This is a genomic window from Terrimonas ferruginea DSM 30193 (assembly GCF_000425585.1).
GTDB lineage: Bacteria > Bacteroidota > Bacteroidia > Chitinophagales > Chitinophagaceae > Terrimonas > Terrimonas ferruginea.
The window spans coordinates 187,929-206,281 of sequence record NZ_KE384399.1; the positions used below are offsets into that span (position 1 = coordinate 187,929).

Below are 18,353 nucleotides of genomic sequence, written 5' to 3' on the forward strand. Positions count from 1 at the left end.
AGCAAGAGAAGAGGTGAAAGCGCCTTTGCCGTGGTATGTGAGTATTTTTACCAATAAGCACCTTTTATTATGAAGATTTTTTGTGTAGGCCGAAATTATTCAGATCATGCTAAAGAACTGAATAATGCTATCCCGGATGAGCCGGTCATCTTTATGAAGCCGAAGAGCGCTTTGCTCCAGGCTCATACACCGTTTTATTACCCGGAGTTTACCAACGAACTGCACTACGAGTGCGAGTTGGTGCTTCGTATCTGTAAGAACGGAAAATATATTCAGGACAAATTTGCCAGCAAATATTACGATGCCATCTCTGCCGGCATCGACTTTACCGCACGTGATATCCAGAACGAACTCAAAGCAAAAGGCCTTCCCTGGGAAAAAGCCAAAGCATGGGACAACTCTGCCGTGATCGGTAAATGGCTGCCTGTTACCGGGCTAAAAAACAAAAGAGAAATTGATTTCAGCCTCAATAAAAACCAGGAAACTGTCCAAAAAGGCAATTCCGCCGATATGCTATACGATTTCGATAGCCTGGTTTCTTATATCTCCAATTATTTTTCCCTCAACATTGGTGACGTCATCTTCACAGGTACTCCGGCCGGCGTAGGCGAAGTAGTGGTAGGCGATGAACTCGAAGGTTTTGTGGAGAAAGAAAGCGTATTCAAACTCGAAGTAAAATAAGCATGAACTAACGTTGGTTTTTGCGGCAGGCTTTACCTTAAATTTGCAGTTTTCCAGCTTGCTCTTCCAATGAATGATCATTCCCTTTTCCGCAAGGCCTATCACCTGATGATGCAGGCCCGTTTTATGGCCGATACATACGAAGCCAACCGGCAGGTTTGCAAATATGTGCATTCAACTTCCCGTGGTCACGAAGCCATCCAACTTGCAACTGCTTTTCATTTACAACCGCAGGATTTTGTCAGCCCGTATTACCGCGATGAGAGTATTATGCTGGGTTTGGGCTTTCGTCCATACGAGCTGATGCTTCAGTTACTGGCAAAAGGCGATGACCCTTTTACCGGGGGCAGGGCCTATTATTCCCACCCTAATTTTCGCTCAGCTGATAAACCTGTTATCATTCATCAAAGCAGTGCTACCGGCATGCAGGTGATACCCGCCACAGGTATTGCGCAGGGTTTGTTGTACAGCCGTCAGAATAAAATGCCGGCTTTGCACGAAGGTAAAACGGACGGGCTGGTGGTATGTTCGCTCGGCGACGCCAGCATGACGGAGGGAGAAGTGAGCGAAGCATTACAGTTTGCCGTATTGAAAAAGCTGCCCATCATTTACCTGGTGCAGGACAATAACTGGGGCATCAGCGTAACGGCGCAGGAGGCGCGCGTAATGGATGCCTACACGTTTGCGGGAGGATTTCCCGGTCTCGGACGTGTGCGTGTAGATGGTACTGATTTCAAAGAATCGTATCGTGTGATAGGGGAGGTATGCGAACAAGTACGTAACGGGCAAGGCCCTTTCCTCATCCAGGCCAATGTTCCTTTGCTGGGGCATCATACATCCGGCGTGCGCCGCGAATTTTATCGTTCAGCGGAAGACCTCACCAACCACCGCAGGCAGGATCCCGGTCCGTTGCTGCGAAAATATTTATTGGAAAATGGCATAACAGAGGATGAGTTGCAGGCTATCGAAGAAGAAGCCCGCATTATCGTGGAAAAAGATTTTGCCGATGCAATGGCTGCTGCAGAACCTGATCCTGCTACCGTTGCTACGCATGTTTTTGCGCCGACACCGGTAACCGAAGAAAAAGGTGAGCGTACACCTGCCGGGCGAGAGAAAATAGTGATGGTAGATGCAGCTTTATTTGCCATCCGTGAAATCATGGAGCAACATCCCGAGGCGCTTGTATACGGGCAGGATGTGGGGCGCAGGCTGGGCGGCGTTTTCCGCGAAGCGGCCACCCTGGCCGAACAATTCGGCGACCATCGCGTATTCAACACGGCCATACAGGAAGCTTATATTGTAGGATCGACCGCAGGTATGAGTGCCACCGGACTGAGGCCGATCGTGGAGGTGCAGTTTGCCGATTATATCTATCCCGCGCTTAACCAACTGGTGACAGAAGTAGCCAAATCATCGTACCTGAGTTGCGGCAAATTTCCCGTATCGATGATCCTGCGGGTGCCTACGGGTGCGTATGGTGGCGGTGGGCCTTATCACAGCGGATCGGTGGAGTCTACATTACTTTCCATCAAGGGCATCAAGATCGCTTATCCTTCTACCGCAGCAGATATGAAGGGGCTGATGAAAGCCGCCTATTATGATCCCAACCCGGTGATCATGCTTGAGCACAAAGGGCTTTACTGGAGCAAAGTGCCGGGTACTGAGGGCGCAAAAACGCCGGAGCCGGATGCAGACTATATTTTACCCTTCGGAAAAGGACGGGTTGTTAAAGAAGCGGATGCTTCGGCACTGGAAGCGGGGGAATCCTGTGCGGTGATCACTTATGGGATGGGGGTGTATTGGGCATTGGAAGCCGCAGAAAAAATGGGAGGAAAAGTGGAGATCATCGACCTGCGGACGCTTTATCCGCTGGATGAAGAGCTGGTCTTCGAAACTGTTAAACGTCATGGACGATGCCTGGTGCTGACGGAAGAGCAACAAAATAATTCATTTGCAGAGGCGCTGGCCGGAAGGATCGCGTCAACCTGCTTCCGATACCTGGATGCGCCCGTGCGTGTACTTGGTGCTCTTAATTTGCCGGCGGTGCCCATGAACATGGGACTCGAGAAAGCAATGCTTCCCGGTCCCGTTCAGGTGCAGAAAATACTGGAAGAGTTGGTGGCTTATTGATCAGGCGGCCAGAAAGGTGCGGAGTACATTCAGATTTTTGCTCGCGCGAAGCTGGCTCAGGGCTTTGTCGCGGATCTGGCGTACACGTTCGGTTGAGATTTCATACTTCTTACCCAGGTCTTCCAAACTCATCGGGTGATCTACTCCAATTCCAAAATAGGAACAGAGCATTTGCTGGTGGCGTTCATTCAGGGAGGCTAGCGAACGGCTCAATTCAAGTTTCAGTGATTCGCGGTGGTCGAGATCACCGTCGGTGCTTTCGGATCCGGTATTTTCAAGGGTATCCAGGAGGCTGCCGTCTTCTTCATCGCTGAACGGTGCATCGAGGCTCATGTGGTATTCGCTGTGCCCGAGGATTTCTTTGATATCATCGGTATCAGCGTTGAGTGCTTCGGCCAGTTCGTCTTCGGTGGGTTGACGGTCAAGTTGCTGCTCGAGGCTGGCCATGGCCTTCGAGAGTTGGTTTTTCAGGACAATTTTATTCTGTGGCAGGCGGATCATGCGTGATTGCTGACCGATAGCCTGCAGGATATTTTGACGGATCCACCATACAGCGAAAGAGATGAATTTAAAACCGCGGGTATGATCGAAGCGGCTGGCGGCTGTCAGCAGGCCGATATTGCCTTCATTGATCAGGTCGGGCAGGGGCAGGCCGTGACCCTGGTATTGTTTGGCAACCGACACTACAAAGCGGAGGTTGGCCTTAACCAATTGGTCGATGGCGCGGCGGTCACCTTTTTTCACGCGTTCAGAGAGGTACACTTCTTCTTCTGTACTGAGCATTTTTTCCTTTCCGATCTCCAGCAGGTATTTGGTCAGGCTGGGAGATTCGCGGTTGGTAATGGAGGTAGAGATTTTCAGCTGTCGCATAAGGTTGAATTTGTACAGCAAAGTAACGGCGGTGGCAAGCCGCTGGAAATAGACCGCGATGTGATTCATTTGTCAAAACAGCTCTTATACCCTTGTAGAAGTTTGGCAAGTAAACAATACAGAAAAACACTTAATCTTATTTTTTTCACGTTTTGATTCAAAGGAAAATCTGTCCCCGCGGATTATTGGCAACTTGCTGCGCTTGCGTACCTTTGGCGCATGCTTACAATTTCAGACCGCGGGCAGCAGATGCCTGCCTCGCCCATCCGGAAACTGGTGCCATTTGCCGAGGCTGCCAAGAAGAAAGGTACCCGTGTGTATCACCTCAATATCGGTCAGCCCGATATTGAAACACCGGCTCCGATCCTGGATGCGGTAAAACATGCAGACATTAAAGTATTGGAATACAGCCATAGTGCGGGTAATGAAAGCTATCGCCGCAAGCTGGTGGAATATTATAAAAGGGTAGGAATCGAGGTTACGCATGATCAGATCATGATCACGACCGGCGGATCGGAAGCGATCCTTTTCGGATTCTTCACCTGCCTCAACCCGGGTGACGAAGTGATCATCCCCGAGCCGTTTTATGCGAATTATAATGGTTTTGCCTGCACCGCAGGTGTAACGGTAGTACCGATCACATCACGGATCGAAACCGGGTTTGCCCTTCCCCCGATCGCTGAATTTGAAAAAGTGATCACACCGCGCACCCGTGCGATCGTGGTATGCAATCCTAACAACCCAACCGGTTATTTATATAGCCGTGAAGAAATGGAAGCGCTGCGCGAAATATGCCTGAAGCATAATCTTTACCTTTTCAGTGATGAAGCTTATCGTGAGTTTTGTTATGATGGCGAGTATATCAGTGCCATGCAACTGGACGGGCTGGAAGAAAATGTGGTGCTGATGGATACGATCAGCAAACGATACAGTGCCTGTGGTGCGCGTATCGGGGCTTTGGTTACCAAAAACAAAAAGGTGTATGATGCTGCCATGAAGTTTGCGCAGGCGAGGTTGAGTCCTCCGGGTCTGGCGCAGATCATGGGCGAAGCAGCGGTAGACCTTCCGGATAGTTATTTTGACGAACCCAAAGCAGAATACCAGCGTCGCCGCGACAAGCTGGTGAGCAGGCTGAATGCGATGCCCGGTGTTTTCTGTCCCAATCCGGGCGGGGCATTTTATGCGATTGCCCGTTTGCCGATTGACGACAGTGATAAATTCTGTCAGTGGTTGCTCGAGGAATTTGTATACAATAACCAGACAGTGATGCTGGCGCCGGCGACAGGCTTTTACGGCACTCCGGGATTGGGGAAAGATGAGGTGCGCCTGGCCTATGTATTGAACCTGGAAGCGATCGATGCAGCGATGGATTGCCTGGAAAAAGCGTTGGAAGTGTATCCTGGTCGTGTGGAGAAGGCGGTGGTTGCGGCGGAGCGTGTGGCAGGTTAAAAAAGCAGGAATAATCTAAAAATCTTTTCAGAATTCAGCTTCATATAGCTATTTTTGCACCCCGCCAACCGAGGTTGGCGATGGATGCCGGGGTAGCTCAGCTGGTTAGAGCATCGGATTCATAACCCGAAGGTCGGCAGTTCAAGTCTGCTCTCCGGTACAAGATAAAAGTCCCTTCCTTTTTGGAGGGGATTTTGTTTTTGGAAATTAACCCGAAGGTCGGCAGTTCAATCCCGATCCCGACTATTCGGGACGGGATGCTCTCCGGTACCAAAGAAAGGTTGTCGTTTTACGGCGACCTTTTTTGTTTGTGGGCTGATATCCAAATGAATCGGGATGCTTTCCTGTACAAGAGAAAAGGCTCCTTGTTGAGGAACCTTTATTTATTTTACGGCGGCCGGATAAAGGCTAATAAATAAGTTATTTCTATTTCCACTCAATAATTCTCCTCCATCTCCGGCCCGGCCTTTCCCATCATCAGCGCCTCCATTTCCAGGCGCGCATAGACCTCGGTCGCTTCCGGGTAAATCGTCGTTATCCGCAAATCAGCAAAGGAGAATTCATGATCGATCTCGCGGAGTGTTTTGAAGAGATCTTCTTTTTTTATGTTAACCGGCCCTGTTACCGGCTGAAATATGGCATGCATGGTAATCGTTTTATGGTAATTATTATTGAAAATTACAGGCCATTCTTTACCCATTGATCATCAATTACCTGATTTCATAAAAGCATAATGCATGCGCTTTTTTTCCCCATTTCGGGTAAAGGGAGAAAAGGCGGGAGGTAGAAGGCGTAAGGAGTATGAAGTAAGGTGAAAACAGCAGTTTTAAGTATTAAGTTATAAGTATTAAGTAGGCGGTCGCCGCTTCTTCATTCATTGAGCCTTCAGAAACCACGACGTCTTCGGGATGCGCAGCATTATTCACCATTGACCATTCACCATTCACCATTGCCTATTCACGCTTTTGAATTAAAAAAAATCCCCGCATCGCTGCAGGGACTTTCTTCGGTTAAAATCAGTTGACCTGATTATTTATTCTTAGAACCTTTGGCAGCTGCATCAAATGCTTCAGCCGTTACTACCTCACCTGTGATACGAACAACCTTAGGTTGGTCGATACCCGCAAATTTGATAGTGATTTCTTTATTGATAGGTCCCAATGCAGCAGCATTGTATACAACTTTCACCTTGTCAGATTTACCAGGCATGATCGGCTCTTTCGGCTTTTCAGGAACGGTACAACCACAGCTCGCAGATGCATTCTCCACTACCAATGGCTTGTTGCCTACGTTCTTGATCTCGAAGTAATAAGTAGCGGGATTGTTCTGCTTTACTTTACCGAAGTCATGCTTCTCGGTGTTGAATTTTGCTACGTCGTCAGACTTGCTTTGCGCCATTGCGGCTACGCTGAATACAAAGGCTGCAGTTAATAATGCCAGTTTTTTCATGATGAAATTTTTAGAGCGTTTGTTTTTTTAAGAATTGTACAGAGGAGTTGGCCGGAGCAGGTCCTTCAGGCGCCCGCCATACCGTGCCTTTAATTTTCAATTGTTTCATTTGCCCCGCCACATTAATGGTAATCGGCTTTTCAAAATAGCCTTCCGCCATCGCATTGTAGCCAACCCTGATGGTAGCAGTTGCTCCGGGAGCAATGGGGTCGCGGCTCCACTCGGGAGTTGTACATCCGCAACTCGCATGGATATCATCGAGTACAAGCGGCGTGGTGCCTGCGTTGACCACTTCAAAATTGTAGTAAACAGGCTTGCCCTGCGGAATTTTGCCGAAATCATGCTCGGCCTCTTTGAGAGTCAATACTTCGGGCGTTGCAGGAGGAGTCGTAGCCGGTAATTGCTGGGCCCGGGCAGCGCCGAAAGCCAGCATTACAAGCAATAGGGTAAATATTCTTTGCATACCGTGAGGTTTGAAGCCGTCAAATTTAGTTAAAAGATGATTCCCCGCCAATGAGGGTTGCAGGCATTTCGGTTTTTTTTTAACATTTTCTGTGATTCTTTACACTACCCGAATGCCCTGTTTTGCAGGATTTTGCGGTATTCGGGGTCACTTATTTTTTATCCCTATTTTTGCCGCATGGAAAATACAAATCCAGCAACGATGCCTGCCACTTCCGAACTATCGTTTGAACGGTTTAGAGAAGAAGTGCTCAACGACTATCGCGTAGCTTGTATTAGCCGCGAAGCAAGTTTACTTGCCCGTAAAGAAGTATTGACCGGTAAAGCCAAGTTTGGCATTTTCGGCGACGGTAAAGAAATCGCACAGATCGCCATGGCCAAGTTTTTCCAGCCCGGCGATTTCCGCAGCGGCTATTACCGCGATCAGACCTTCATGTTCGCAACCGGACTCGCTACCGTTGAACAGTTTTTTGCCCAATTATATGCCGACCCCAATCCGGAGAATGAGCCTTTCAGCGCCGGACGACAGATGAACTGTCATTTTGCTACACCGCTGACCGATGAAGCGGGAGAGTGGCTGCCGCTGGCCGAACGTAAGAACATTGCGTCGGATATGGCACCAACCGCCGCACAAATGCCGCGTTCCCTCGGCCTTGCTTATGCATCCCGTGCTTTTCGCCATATACCTGCCCTGCAATCGCTGAAACATCTTTCCGATAATGGTAATGAGGTCTGCTTCTGCACCATCGGCGATGCTTCCACCAGCGAAGGACATTTCTGGGAAACCATCAATGCCGCAGGCGTGCTGCAGGTGCCACTCGCTGTTTTTGTGTGGGATGATGGATACGGCATTTCCGTTCCCAAAAAATACCAGACAACCAAAGGTTCTATTTCCACCGCCATCAGCGGTATGGAAAAAGAAGAAGATACCAACGGCATCCGCATCGTGAAAGTGAAAGGATGGGATTATGCCGGTATGTGCGAGGCATTTGAACAGGGTATCCGCCTGACCCGCGAAACACACGTACCTGTTCTTTTCCACGTTGAAGAGATCACGCAACCGCAAGGGCATTCCACTTCCGGAAGCCACGAACGTTATAAAACACCCGAACGTCTCGATTGGGAGCGCGAGTGGGACGGCTTGCGCAAAATGAAAGAATGGGTGGTGGCCAATGCACTTTCCGATAACGAGGAACTGGAGCGCATTGAAGCGGAGGCCAAGAATTTTGTAAAAGATAGCAAGAACAGCGCATGGGAAAATTTCCTGACACCTGTTAAAGCACAGGTGAACCGCGCCACTGAACTGATCGCGGCGATGGCTAATGCCTTACCCGATCAGGCAACGGGACTTAAAAAGATCGTTGCCGGTTTGCAGGCCAACCGCGAACCGCTGCGCCGCTCCGTGATGAAAGCCCTGCACAATGCTTTGCAGATCGCCGGCGCACACGACAGCGCTTTCTGGACCCGCGATTATTACGAAGAATTACGCAAAGAGAATGCGCGTTATTATAATTCCCAACTTTACAACGAAGGTGAAAAGAGCGCACTCAAAGTGAAAGAAGTAAAGGCGCGTTTCGACAATGAAATGCCTTTGCTGAATGGCTACGAGTTGCTCAACCGTTATTTCGATCAACTGTTTGCGGAAAACAGTAAAGTACTCGCATTCGGTGAAGACCTTGGACAGATCGGAGACGTAAACCAGGGCTTTGCAGGTCTGCAGGAAAAACACGGCAAAGACCGCATTTTTGATACGGGCATTCGCGAACTCACGATCATGGGGCAAGGTATCGGTCTTGCCTTGCGCGGCCTGCGCCCGATCGCCGAAATTCAGTACCTCGATTATCTTTTATATGGTCTGCAACCGCTGAGTGATGATGTGGCTACGCTGCATTACCGCACGGCTGGTCAGCAAAGCTGCCCGCTGATCGTACGTACACGCGGTCACCGTCTTGAAGGGATCTGGCACAGCGGTTCGCCCATGGGTATGATCATTAACTCGCTTCGCGGAATGCATGTATGTGTGCCGCGCAACATGGCGCAGGCTGCAGGTATGTACAATACATTGCTGAAAGCAAATGACCCGGCGATTGTGATCGAATGTCTCAATGGCTATCGTCTCAAGGAAAAAGTGCCGGCCAATCTGACCGAATATACCGTGCCGCTCGGTATTCCGGAAATACTCAAAGAAGGAACCGACATTACCATTGTTGGTTATGGTTCTACCTTACGTATCGTGCAGGAAGCGGTTGTCAGTCTTGAACAACAAGGCATCAGTTGCGAGATTGTGGATGTGCAGACCTTATTGCCTTTCGACATCAATCATGTGATCCTGGAATCGCTGAAGAAAACCAACCGTATCGTTTTTGTTGACGAAGATGTACCGGGCGGTGCAGCGGCTTACATGTTTAACAAGGTGATGGAAGAGCAGGGAGGTTATCGCTACCTCGATGTGTCGCCGCGTACGATTACCGGAAAAGCGCATCGTCCCGCATACGGAAGTGATGGCGATTACTTCAGCAAACCCAATGCGGAAGAGATCGAAGATGTGATCCGGCAGATGATGGCCGAATAAAAGGATAGCTGTCTATATCATGCCAACCAATTTTCTAACCCTGATCGATATCCTGGGCACTTTTGCTTTTGCCGTGTCGGGAGCATTCCTGGCCATGCAAAAAAAGCTGGATCCGTTCGGCGTGCTGGTGCTCGCTTTCGTAACGGCTATTGGTGGAGGTACCCTCCGCGATATCATGATCGGACAAATGCCGGTGAGCTGGTTGCAAAATGAAACGGCAGCGCTGGTGATTTTCTTTGCCGCGATAGCCGCTATGCTGTTTGGGCGTTACCTGCGTCAACTCACCACCACCTTATTCCTCTTCGATGCATTAGGACTTGGCCTGTTTACCGTAATCGGTATTGAAATGGGACTCACCAAAGAATTAGGTGTGGGTGCCTGTATCGCATTGGGTACAATCACGGCCTGTTTCGGTGGGGTGATCAGGGATGTGTTGCTGAACAATGTACCCCTACTTTTTCGCCGGGAAATCTATGCAATGGCTTGTATCGCCGGCGGCATTTTATACTTTATCCTTCATCTTACCGTACTCGAGCCGCTTATCAGCAGGATACTTTGCATATTGTTTATTTTTACGGTGCGGGTAGTGGCCTTCCGGTTTAAGTTATCGCTTCCCCGCTTTTATCCCGACAAACACAACGTATGAAGCTTACTCTTTACCAGGTAGATGCGTTTACCCAAAAAGTATTCAAAGGCAATCCTGCAGCCGTTATCCCGCTGAATGAATGGATCGATGAAGCATTGATGCAGCAACTTGCTTTGGAGAATAATCTTTCCGAGACTGTTTTTTTTGTCCCTTCGGGAAATGATTACGAGATACGCTGGTTCACTCCTGAAGCGGAAATCAACTTATGCGGACATGCCACGCTGGCGAGCGCTTATGTGTTGTATGAACTATTGGGTTACAACAGGCCGCAGATCATCTTTCATTCGCAGAGTGGTCCGCTTACGGTTACACGCGAACAGGACGGGCTGATCAAAATGGATTTTCCTTCCTGGAAGCCCGAGCGCCTGGAGGAAATGCCGGATGGCCTCGCGGAGATGTTGGGCGTAAAGGAAATAGTGGGCGTTTATCAATACAGGGATTTGTTGGTTGAATTGCCAACCGAAAATGATGTGCGCAACGCGGATCCTGATTTCACGCGCATCAAAGCAACAGGTCTGAAAATAATCATTACGGCACCGGGCAGGGAGCATGATTTCGTGTCACGTTTCTTTGCGCCCGGCGTAGGGGTGAATGAAGATCCGGTTACAGGTTCTGCGCATGCGCAATTGATCCCGTTCTGGAGCGATAAACTTGGAAAGAAAAAAATGAAGGCGGCGCAGCTTTCCCATCGCGGCGGCGAATTGGTGGTTGAGCAATTAGCCGGTCGTGTATCGCTTGGGGGTCATTGTGTTTTTTATATGAAGGGAGAGATCACACTCTGATCAGTCAAGAAACCTGCTTTTGACGTCGGGCGTAGGTATCATACAAGTTTCTTTTTTTCCAAAAAAACGATAGCGGTTTTTCGCGATCCATTTATAAAAAGGATTGCGGATGAAACGCGGAATGATGATGAACCCGTAAAGGATTTTAGCGGGCCAGTCGAGGTAACGTGCTATGCCCAGCGCGGCGTCTGAGTGCAGCATGGCTTTTCCCTGGTCAATAAAAACTACGCTGTCGGTATCTGGCGGAAGCTGGTATTGTTGAAGCAGGGCTTTGCCGGTGTCAGATTGAAGCGGTGCAAATTGCAAACGCGCTTTCTTATCATGGCGGATGGCGAAGTTGACCATGAAATTGCAATAGTTGCAAACGCCGTCGAATAGTATAACGGGTTTCATGCGGCAAAGTTAGGACAAAAAAAAGCACCCCATCCGGAGTGCATTTCTATACGTGAATAACTGGGATCAGCCCATGTTATGAAATACCTTTTGTACGTCGTCGTCCTGTTCGAGGCGTTCGATTAGTTTACTCACATCTTCAGCCTGTTCGTCGGAAACAGGGACTGTGGTGGAGGGAATCCATTCTACTTCTGCGCTGATAGGCGTGAGGCCTTTTTCTTCCAGCGCTTTCTGCATATTGCCGAAGTCGGTAAAGCCCACGCGGATGATCAGGATGTCTTCACCGTTTTCGCCGGTGCCTTCGCCCAGTTCTTCCAGGCCGAAATCGATGAGTTCCAGTTCGAGATCGTCTGTGTTCAATCCTTCGGGTTTCAGTTTGAATACCCCCATTTTTTTAAACTGAAAGGATACGCTGCCGCTGTTGCCCATGGCGCCGTGGCCTTTGGTGAAATGGCTTTTAACGTTGGCAACGGTACGCACGTGGTTGTCGGTAGCGGTTTCCACGAGGATGGCTACACCGTGTGGCGCATATCCTTCGTAGAGGATTTCGTCGTAGTTAATGAGTTCTTTACCCTGTGCACGTTTGATAGCGGCTTCCACGCGGTCTTTCGGCATGCCGACGCTGCGTGCGTTCTGGATGCAACGGCGGAGAGCGGCGTTGCTGTTGGGGTCAGTGCCGCCGGCTTTTACGGCGATCACGATTTCTTTACCGATCCGGGTAAATTGTTTTGCCATCCGGTCCCAGCGGGCAAACATGGTGGCTTTACGTACTTCAAATATGCGTCCCATAGTAATTCAAAAGTAAAAATTCAAAAGTCAAAAGTGTGAATAGTCAATGGTCAATGGTGAATCGTCAATGGTGAATCGTGAATCGTCAATAACTAGCTCCGCTTATAACCTTAAACCCTACACCTTCCACCTCTTCAGGCCTCTTCACGGGCGCAAATGTACTAAAAACAAGTGCTTTTTCGCGCATCAGCTGTAACGAACTGCTGTGCCGCTGGCTATTACCATCATCATGCTGCCGCCGTGGCCGACGGTTTCAAAGTCTAGTTTTACGCCTACTACCGCATTGGCACCCATTTGCTGGGCCTTCTGTGACAGCTCGCTGAGTGCGGTATTGCGTGCTTCCTCGAATACTCTTTCATAGGTGTTGCTGCGCCCGCCGAAAAAGTCGCGCAGGCCGCCCATGAAATCTTTGATTACGTTGGCACCGATGATCACTTCGGCAGAGATCACGCCCATGTATTGTTCGATGGTTCTGCCTTCAATGTTGCCGGTTGTTGTCTGGATCATGTTTTTTTGATTGTAAGTTAAAATTACTGGTCAATCGGGAGAATAAAAAAAGCGTCCGTGATGGACGCTTTTTTCCGTTGTTGAACGGTGGTTATTTTGTCACTTTGCCTATTCTGGCGCCGAACAACACGAGGTGGACGGCCGCAAAGATGATAGAGATATACAACAGTGTATGGTCAGTTTCAAATCCTACCGTGTATTGGTGAAGGAAACCCGCCACTACCAGCAACAGGCTGAGGCCGATGCCGACGATGTGTGCCATTTTCATGCCCTTACGCTGCGTGGTGCCATTGCCGAGGTGGCTGTTCTTAGCGCCATAAGCGAGGTAAATGTCCATACCGATCAGCATCCATACCAGCAGGCGGATCCAGGTATCCATTGGCAGGAACACCATCATGAACAGGCATACAAAGATGCCGAGGATGGGAACCAGCGGTACCAGCGGTGTACGGAATGAGCGGGGGATTTCCGGCATTTTACGGCGCATGACCCATACACCGATACATACCAGGATGAATGCGAACAAGGTGCCGATACTGGTCATTTCCCCAACCACACGAGCCGGTACGAATGCCGCGAACAAGCTTACGAAAAGCATGAACAGCAGGTTGCTCTTGGCCGGTGTTTGTGTAACGGGGTTTACAGTAGAGAATATTCTGGGGATCAGTCCGTCTTTACTCATGCTGAAGAATACGCGGCTCTGACCCATGAGCATTACAAGGATTACCGATGCGTAACCTGCCAGGATCGCCACCACGATGGCGCGGTTCAGCCAGGGATAATCGGGTTGTACCATGCCCGTTGCATCCGGCGTACCCATTTTTTCGATAGCAAGTGCAACAGGAGCGATTCCATCTTTGCCGGCGAAGGTGGTGTAATTGGTTACACCCGTCATTACGTGGGCAAAGAGGATGTAGAGTAATGTACAGATAGCCAGTGAGCCGAGAATACCGATCGGCATATCGCGCTTGGGATTTTTGGCTTCCTGCGCGGCCGTACTCACCGCATCGAAACCGATATAGGCAAAGAATACAATGGCCGCAGCACGGATGATACCGCTGAAACCAAAGTCGCCGAATTTACCGGTGTTGTCGGGGATGTAAGGGTTGTAGTTGGCGGTGTTGATGTATTTCCAGCCGAGAATGATGAAAATCAGCACTACCGCAATTTTCAGTGCCACGATGATGGCATTGACAAAGGCGCTTTCCTTGGTGCCTTTGATCAGCAGCAGGCTCATCAGTACAATGATAAATACGGCAGGCAGGTTTACAATACCTCCGTCCCAGGGGCCAACGGTAAGGTCGTGGGGAAGATGTACGTCGAATCCTTCGAGGAATTTAACGAGGTAACGGCTCCAGCTGATGCCAACCGTGGCGGCACCTACGGCGTATTCCAGTACCAGGTCCCATCCGATGATCCAGGCGATGAACTCGCCCATGGTGGCATACGAATAAGTATACGCACTACCCGCAACGGGGATCATGGACGCAAACTCGGCATAACAAAGCCCTGCGAAAAGACATCCCAGGGCCGCAACAATAAAGGAAATGGTAATGGCAGGACCAGCGTGATTCGCTGCCGCCATGCCGGTAATCGAGAAAAGGCCTGCGCCGATAATGGCTCCGATACCAAGCGCAACCAGCCCCCAGGCTCCCAGGGTACGTTTAAGTGTGTGACTTCCCGTTTCCCCAGCTTCATTAAGCAGTGAGCCGATAGGCTTTCGGACAAATAAACTCATAAGTGCTTTGATTGTATTTGAGAATATGCAGTTTTATCAAAAACAGCCTGAAAAATAGTGATTTCTGTCAAATGGCAGACAAAAGTTTTACAAACTTTTGCTTGTCTTGTGATTAAGTTCGTTTTTTGGCTTTATTTCACCCGAATCCCCTAGTTTTGAAACCCTACTTAGTTTGATATTATGAACAAACGCATCGCCGGCCTGCTTTCTCTCGCGCTTTTTACGCTTGTGGCCCTGCTGCATTTGGTATACCTCTATAAGTGGGCTGCCATTTCACCAACTGTTGCGATGGCTTCGCGGTGGGTGGTTGTTGCCAGCCTCGTCGTTTTTGCCTTATATAAAAAATCGCTTACTACCTGGATCCTGGTGGCCATGGCCATCGGCATTGAAATAGGGTTGGACTTCCGCGATTTTTCTCAAAACCTGCAATTCCTCAGTAAAATATTCCTGCGACTGGTAAAGACCATCGTAGCGCCGTTATTATTTGCCACCCTGGTGGTGGGCATAGCCAGTCATTCCAATCTAAAGCAGGTAGGGCGCATGGGGTGGAAATCGCTCGTGTACTTTGAAATTGTTACCACACTCGCGTTGGTGATAGGTCTGGTGTTTATCAACGTAACGCGCGCCGGTGATGGCATCGTGGTGCCCGAAAAACTGGAGTTGCCAAAATCTTCGGAGAAACAATTGCAGCAAAAAATGATCTCTATCCTCGACAGTGCGGGCATTGATGTACCGCCGCGCCTGATCGACCGGCTGCCCGATGCTCCCGGCAAAGGATGGCAGGATCATATCATTGATATTTTCCCTGAAAATATTATCAAGTCTATTTACGAAGGCAACGTGCTGCCGATCGTGGTATTCAGTGTCATCTTTGGTATTGCACTGGCCCTGCTGTCGGAAAAACGGAAACAGCCAATGCTGGATTTTACCGAAAGCCTGGCGGAAACGATGTTCAAGTTTACAAACATCATCATGTATTTCGCTCCGTTTGGGGTTGGAGCCGCTATTGCCGTAACGGTTGGCCACCTTGGTATTGATGTGCTGAAGAACCTGGCTTTGCTGTTGGTTACGCTTTACCTGGCCTTGTTTGCTTTTATATTACTCGTGCTTTTACCGGTTGCTCTGTTCATTGCCCGCATTCCGATCAAACAATTCATCAAAGCCATCCGCGAGCCGGTGTCGATAGCCTTTGCCACCACCAGTTCCGATTCGGCATTGCCCAAGGCGTTGGAGAATATGGAAAAATTTGGTGTGCCGCGTAAGATCGTTTCATTTGTTATTCCTACCGGCTATACGTTTAACCTCGACGGTACTACTTTATATCTTTCCCTTGCATCCATCTTTGTGGCGCAGGCGGCAGGTATCGATCTTTCGATTGGCGAACAATTACTGATCGGCCTGACCCTCATGCTTACCAGCAAAGGGGTGGCGGCTGTGCCGCGGGCATCGCTCGTGATCCTGATTGCCACAGCCGATTCATTCAAATTTCCCATTTGGCCGATCATGGCGATCTACGGTATCGACGAGCTGATGGACATGGCCCGTACATCTGTGAATGTGATCGGAAATACACTTGCCAGTTGCGTAATCGCACGCTGGGAAGGAGAGTTCGATGATGAAAAAGCCCTCGCCTTCGATGAACAAAAAGCCGATGCGATTGTTGGCTAAATCAAACTACTATCCCTAAAACTTCCGAATTAAAAGTTTAAAGAATGTTTCATTTATTGCTCGATGCAGGATTTCACTGGACACAATTGTTGCAACCTCAATGGTATGTTGAGAACGGAGGGTTGTGGCTCCTGCTTTTTGTGGTGTTTGCCGAAACCGGATTATTTGCCGGCTTCTTTCTGCCCGGTGATACGCTGCTTTTTGTTGCCGGTATCTATGCACATAAACTGGACAACGGAGAACCCGGATTGACGCACCAGTTCCTGAAGCATGTGGGCATGGGCAACGTGCACAATGAATGGGTTGACCTTTTTGTATTGTGGGGATTGATCTCTTTGTGTGGCATTGTAGGAAATGCCGTGGGTTACTGGACGGGACGCAAAGTCGGCCCTTCCATGTATACCTGGCGGGAAAACTTCTTTTTCAAACGCAGGTATCTGCACCAGGCGCACGACTTTTATGAAAAGAACGGCGGCGGAGCGATTATCGTTGCGCGTTTCCTTCCCTTCATCAGAACCTTTGCACCGATCATTGCAGGCATTGTAAAAATGGAACGTAAGAAGTTCATGTTTTATAATATCGTTGGTTGTCTGGCCTGGGTATTCAGTATGGTCTTTGCGGGACACTTCCTGCAGAAATGGATACTTTCTTCCTTCGGCTTTGATCTGAAAGAACACCTGGAGATCATTATCATCGGTATTGTACTCATTACCACAGCGCCGGTACTGATCAAATTGTTTGGAGGGAAGAAGAAGATCGATCCGCCTGTTCCTCCGGCACCTGAAACGCCGGATACCGACAAAGCCTCCTGATAACTATGCAACCGCTTGCCCCTTCTAACAAAACTTCTGTCTTCAACATTGCCGTTGTAGTGGCGGCACTGGGCTATCTTGTAGATATCTACGATCTGCTTTTATTTACCATCGTACGTGGCCCGAGTCTCCGCGATCTGGGTGTGCCGATGGATGATTTAAAAGCGGTGCAGGCCGCAAGTGCCAAGATCATCAACTGGCAGATGGTAGGGTTGCTGATAGGAGGGATCTGCTGGGGCATTATGGGCGATAAAAGAGGACGGCTTTCAGTCTTGTTTGGTTCTATCGTATTATACTCTATCGCTAATTTTCTGACCGGCTTTGTGCAAAACACTGATCAATATGCGTGGGCACGTTTTGCGGCCGGTATTGGCCTGGCAGGCGAACTCGGTGCAGGCATCACGTTGGTCAGTGAATTATTACCCAAAAATAAAAGAGGCATTGGCACGTCGCTGGTGGCGGGGATCGGCTTGTTCGGAGCCGTGTTTGCCTATTTTACCTTTCAATATACGCAGGACTGGCGTTTGTGTTACAAGATAGGCGGAGGGCTGGGCGTTGGTTTATTATTATTGCGTATCAGTGTGGCGGAGAGTGGTATGTTTCACCAGGTAAAACAAACGAATGTGAAGCGTGGCAACCTGCTCATGTTTTTTCAGAATAAGCATCGTTTCCGGAAATACATTCTCGCGATACTGATCGGGTTGCCGACATGGTTTGTGATTGGCGTATTGGTCAACTTCAGTAATATTTTTGCAAAAGCTTTTTATGGTGATAACAAAGTGGACTCAGGTCGTGCTATCATGTACGCCTATGCTGCTATTGCGGTGGGCGATATCCTGGTAGGGCTGGTGAGTCAATATTTTAAAAGCAGGAAAAAAGCCTTGTACCTGTTTTATTTGTTCACGATTCTATCCGGCATTTTCTTTTTCAGCGGTGCTGTCCGATCAGACTCCACGATGTACCTGGCCTGCGCGATGCTTGGTTTCAGTACGGGCTTCTGGGCAATTTTTGTTACGATGGGAGCGGAACAATTTGGTACCAATCTCCGCGCGACAGCGGCTACTAGTATTCCCAATATGGTACGTGGTGCATTACCGCTGATCAATATGCTTTATCTCGATGTGCTGCAGAAGAGTTGGGGCTGGTCGGTGATCAACAGTGCTATTACCACGGGAGTGCTGGTAATGAGTATAACCCTGGTGGCGGCATATTTTACGGAGGAGACGTTTCATAAGGATCTGAATTATGTGGAGGAGTGAAACAGCCGTAATAAGTAATAAGTGGTAAGTGAGGCTTAAGGCTTAAGTTGTAGGGTGTAAGGCTCAGGGAGCACAATCACTTATTGACTTATTCACCTATTCACCATTCACGATTGACGATTGACGATTCACCATTCACCTATTCA

General features: G+C 49.1%; 17 protein-coding genes and 1 tRNA gene. 10 read left to right on the forward strand and 8 right to left on the reverse strand.

What is annotated here, in order from left to right; genetic code table 11:
* Positions 1-69 precede the first annotated feature (69 nt).
* Together H608_RS0115270 and H608_RS0115275 are read left to right on the forward strand one after the other, a co-directional pair.
* Complete coding sequence (locus H608_RS0115270; RefSeq protein ID WP_028788440.1) at positions 70-681, forward strand: fumarylacetoacetate hydrolase family protein; 612 nt, start codon at positions 70-72, stop codon at positions 679-681.
* 69 nt (positions 682-750) lie between these two features.
* Positions 751-2,811 carry an alpha-ketoacid dehydrogenase subunit alpha/beta gene (locus H608_RS0115275; protein WP_028788441.1) on the forward strand — a complete coding sequence of 687 codons (2,061 nt, stop codon included), beginning with the start codon at positions 751-753 and terminating at the stop codon, positions 2,809-2,811.
* On the opposite strand, the gene H608_RS0115280 is transcribed toward H608_RS0115275, so the two are convergent.
* Positions 2,812-3,681: a sigma-70 family RNA polymerase sigma factor gene (locus H608_RS0115280; RefSeq protein WP_028788442.1), complete on the reverse strand. Its 870-nt coding sequence runs from the start codon at positions 3,679-3,681 to the stop codon at positions 2,812-2,814.
* A 219-nt stretch (positions 3,682-3,900) separates the two neighbouring features.
* Here H608_RS0115280 and H608_RS22565 point away from each other — a divergent pair, with 219 nt between their 5' ends.
* Both H608_RS22565 and H608_RS0115290 read left to right on the forward strand, forming a co-directional pair.
* Positions 3,901-5,130, forward strand: coding sequence for a pyridoxal phosphate-dependent aminotransferase (locus tag H608_RS22565; RefSeq protein WP_038008661.1), 1,230 nt, complete (start codon positions 3,901-3,903; stop codon positions 5,128-5,130).
* 86 nt (positions 5,131-5,216) lie between these two features.
* Positions 5,217-5,290: transfer RNA gene (locus tag H608_RS0115290), tRNA-Met, on the forward strand.
* 276 nt (positions 5,291-5,566) lie between these two features.
* On the opposite strand, the gene H608_RS0115300 is transcribed toward H608_RS0115290, so the two are convergent.
* The 3 genes from H608_RS0115300 to H608_RS22570 form a co-directional block, all read right to left on the reverse strand.
* On the reverse strand, positions 5,567-5,776 hold the full coding sequence (locus H608_RS0115300; protein WP_155990198.1) for a hypothetical protein: 210 nt from the start codon (positions 5,774-5,776) through the stop codon (positions 5,567-5,569).
* 383 nt (positions 5,777-6,159) lie between these two features.
* A complete protein-coding gene (locus H608_RS0115310; protein ID WP_028788445.1) occupies positions 6,160-6,579 on the reverse strand; it encodes a DUF1573 domain-containing protein in 420 nt (139 codons plus the stop codon).
* 10 nt (positions 6,580-6,589) lie between these two features.
* Positions 6,590-7,042, reverse strand: a complete 453-nt coding sequence (locus H608_RS22570; RefSeq protein ID WP_081658913.1) for a DUF1573 domain-containing protein — start codon at positions 7,040-7,042, stop codon at positions 6,590-6,592.
* A 177-nt stretch (positions 7,043-7,219) separates the two neighbouring features.
* Here H608_RS22570 and H608_RS0115320 point away from each other — a divergent pair, with 177 nt between their 5' ends.
* From H608_RS0115320 to H608_RS0115330, 3 genes are read left to right on the forward strand one after another with little or no spacing between them, the layout of a single operon-like run.
* Positions 7,220-9,613: an alpha-ketoacid dehydrogenase subunit alpha/beta gene (locus H608_RS0115320; RefSeq protein ID WP_028788446.1), complete on the forward strand. Its 2,394-nt coding sequence runs from the start codon at positions 7,220-7,222 to the stop codon at positions 9,611-9,613.
* Positions 9,614-9,632: 19 nt separating this feature from the next.
* The gene (locus H608_RS0115325) at positions 9,633-10,259 is read left to right on the forward strand and encodes a trimeric intracellular cation channel family protein (RefSeq protein WP_028788447.1); all 627 of its coding nucleotides are present in this window, start codon (positions 9,633-9,635) and stop codon (positions 10,257-10,259) included.
* Positions 10,256-11,041 (forward strand): PhzF family phenazine biosynthesis protein, encoded by a 786-nt coding sequence (locus tag H608_RS0115330; protein ID WP_028788448.1) that lies wholly within the window; start codon positions 10,256-10,258, stop codon positions 11,039-11,041. Before H608_RS0115325 ends, H608_RS0115330 begins: the two co-directional genes overlap by 4 nt.
* Here the strand turns inward: H608_RS0115330 and H608_RS0115335 are convergent, their stop codons facing one another.
* From H608_RS0115335 to H608_RS0115350, 4 genes are all read right to left on the reverse strand, one after another.
* Positions 11,042-11,434 (reverse strand): thiol-disulfide oxidoreductase DCC family protein, encoded by a 393-nt coding sequence (locus H608_RS0115335; RefSeq protein WP_028788449.1) that lies wholly within the window; start codon positions 11,432-11,434, stop codon positions 11,042-11,044.
* A gap of 66 nt (positions 11,435-11,500) precedes the next feature.
* Positions 11,501-12,223: a YebC/PmpR family DNA-binding transcriptional regulator gene (locus tag H608_RS0115340; RefSeq protein WP_028788450.1), complete on the reverse strand. Its 723-nt coding sequence runs from the start codon at positions 12,221-12,223 to the stop codon at positions 11,501-11,503.
* A 186-nt stretch (positions 12,224-12,409) separates the two neighbouring features.
* The gene (locus H608_RS0115345; RefSeq protein ID WP_028788451.1) at positions 12,410-12,730 is read right to left on the reverse strand and encodes a YbjQ family protein; all 321 of its coding nucleotides are present in this window, start codon (positions 12,728-12,730) and stop codon (positions 12,410-12,412) included.
* A gap of 91 nt (positions 12,731-12,821) precedes the next feature.
* Positions 12,822-14,468: an amino acid permease gene (locus H608_RS0115350; RefSeq protein WP_028788452.1), complete on the reverse strand. Its 1,647-nt coding sequence runs from the start codon at positions 14,466-14,468 to the stop codon at positions 12,822-12,824.
* Positions 14,469-14,648: 180 nt separating this feature from the next.
* Between H608_RS0115350 and H608_RS0115355 the strand changes: the two genes are divergently transcribed.
* Genes H608_RS0115355 through H608_RS0115365 form a run of 3 tightly spaced genes read left to right on the forward strand, consistent with a single transcriptional unit; the run spans position 14,649 to position 18,207 of the window.
* Positions 14,649-16,136: a dicarboxylate/amino acid:cation symporter gene (locus H608_RS0115355; protein WP_028788453.1), complete on the forward strand. Its 1,488-nt coding sequence runs from the start codon at positions 14,649-14,651 to the stop codon at positions 16,134-16,136.
* Between the two features lie 44 nt (positions 16,137-16,180).
* Positions 16,181-16,948, forward strand: a complete 768-nt coding sequence (locus H608_RS22575; RefSeq protein WP_051268369.1) for a DedA family protein — start codon at positions 16,181-16,183, stop codon at positions 16,946-16,948.
* A gap of 5 nt (positions 16,949-16,953) precedes the next feature.
* A complete protein-coding gene (locus H608_RS0115365; RefSeq protein ID WP_155990199.1) occupies positions 16,954-18,207 on the forward strand; it encodes an MFS transporter in 1,254 nt (417 codons plus the stop codon).
* The last annotated feature ends 146 nt before the right edge of the window (positions 18,208-18,353 follow it).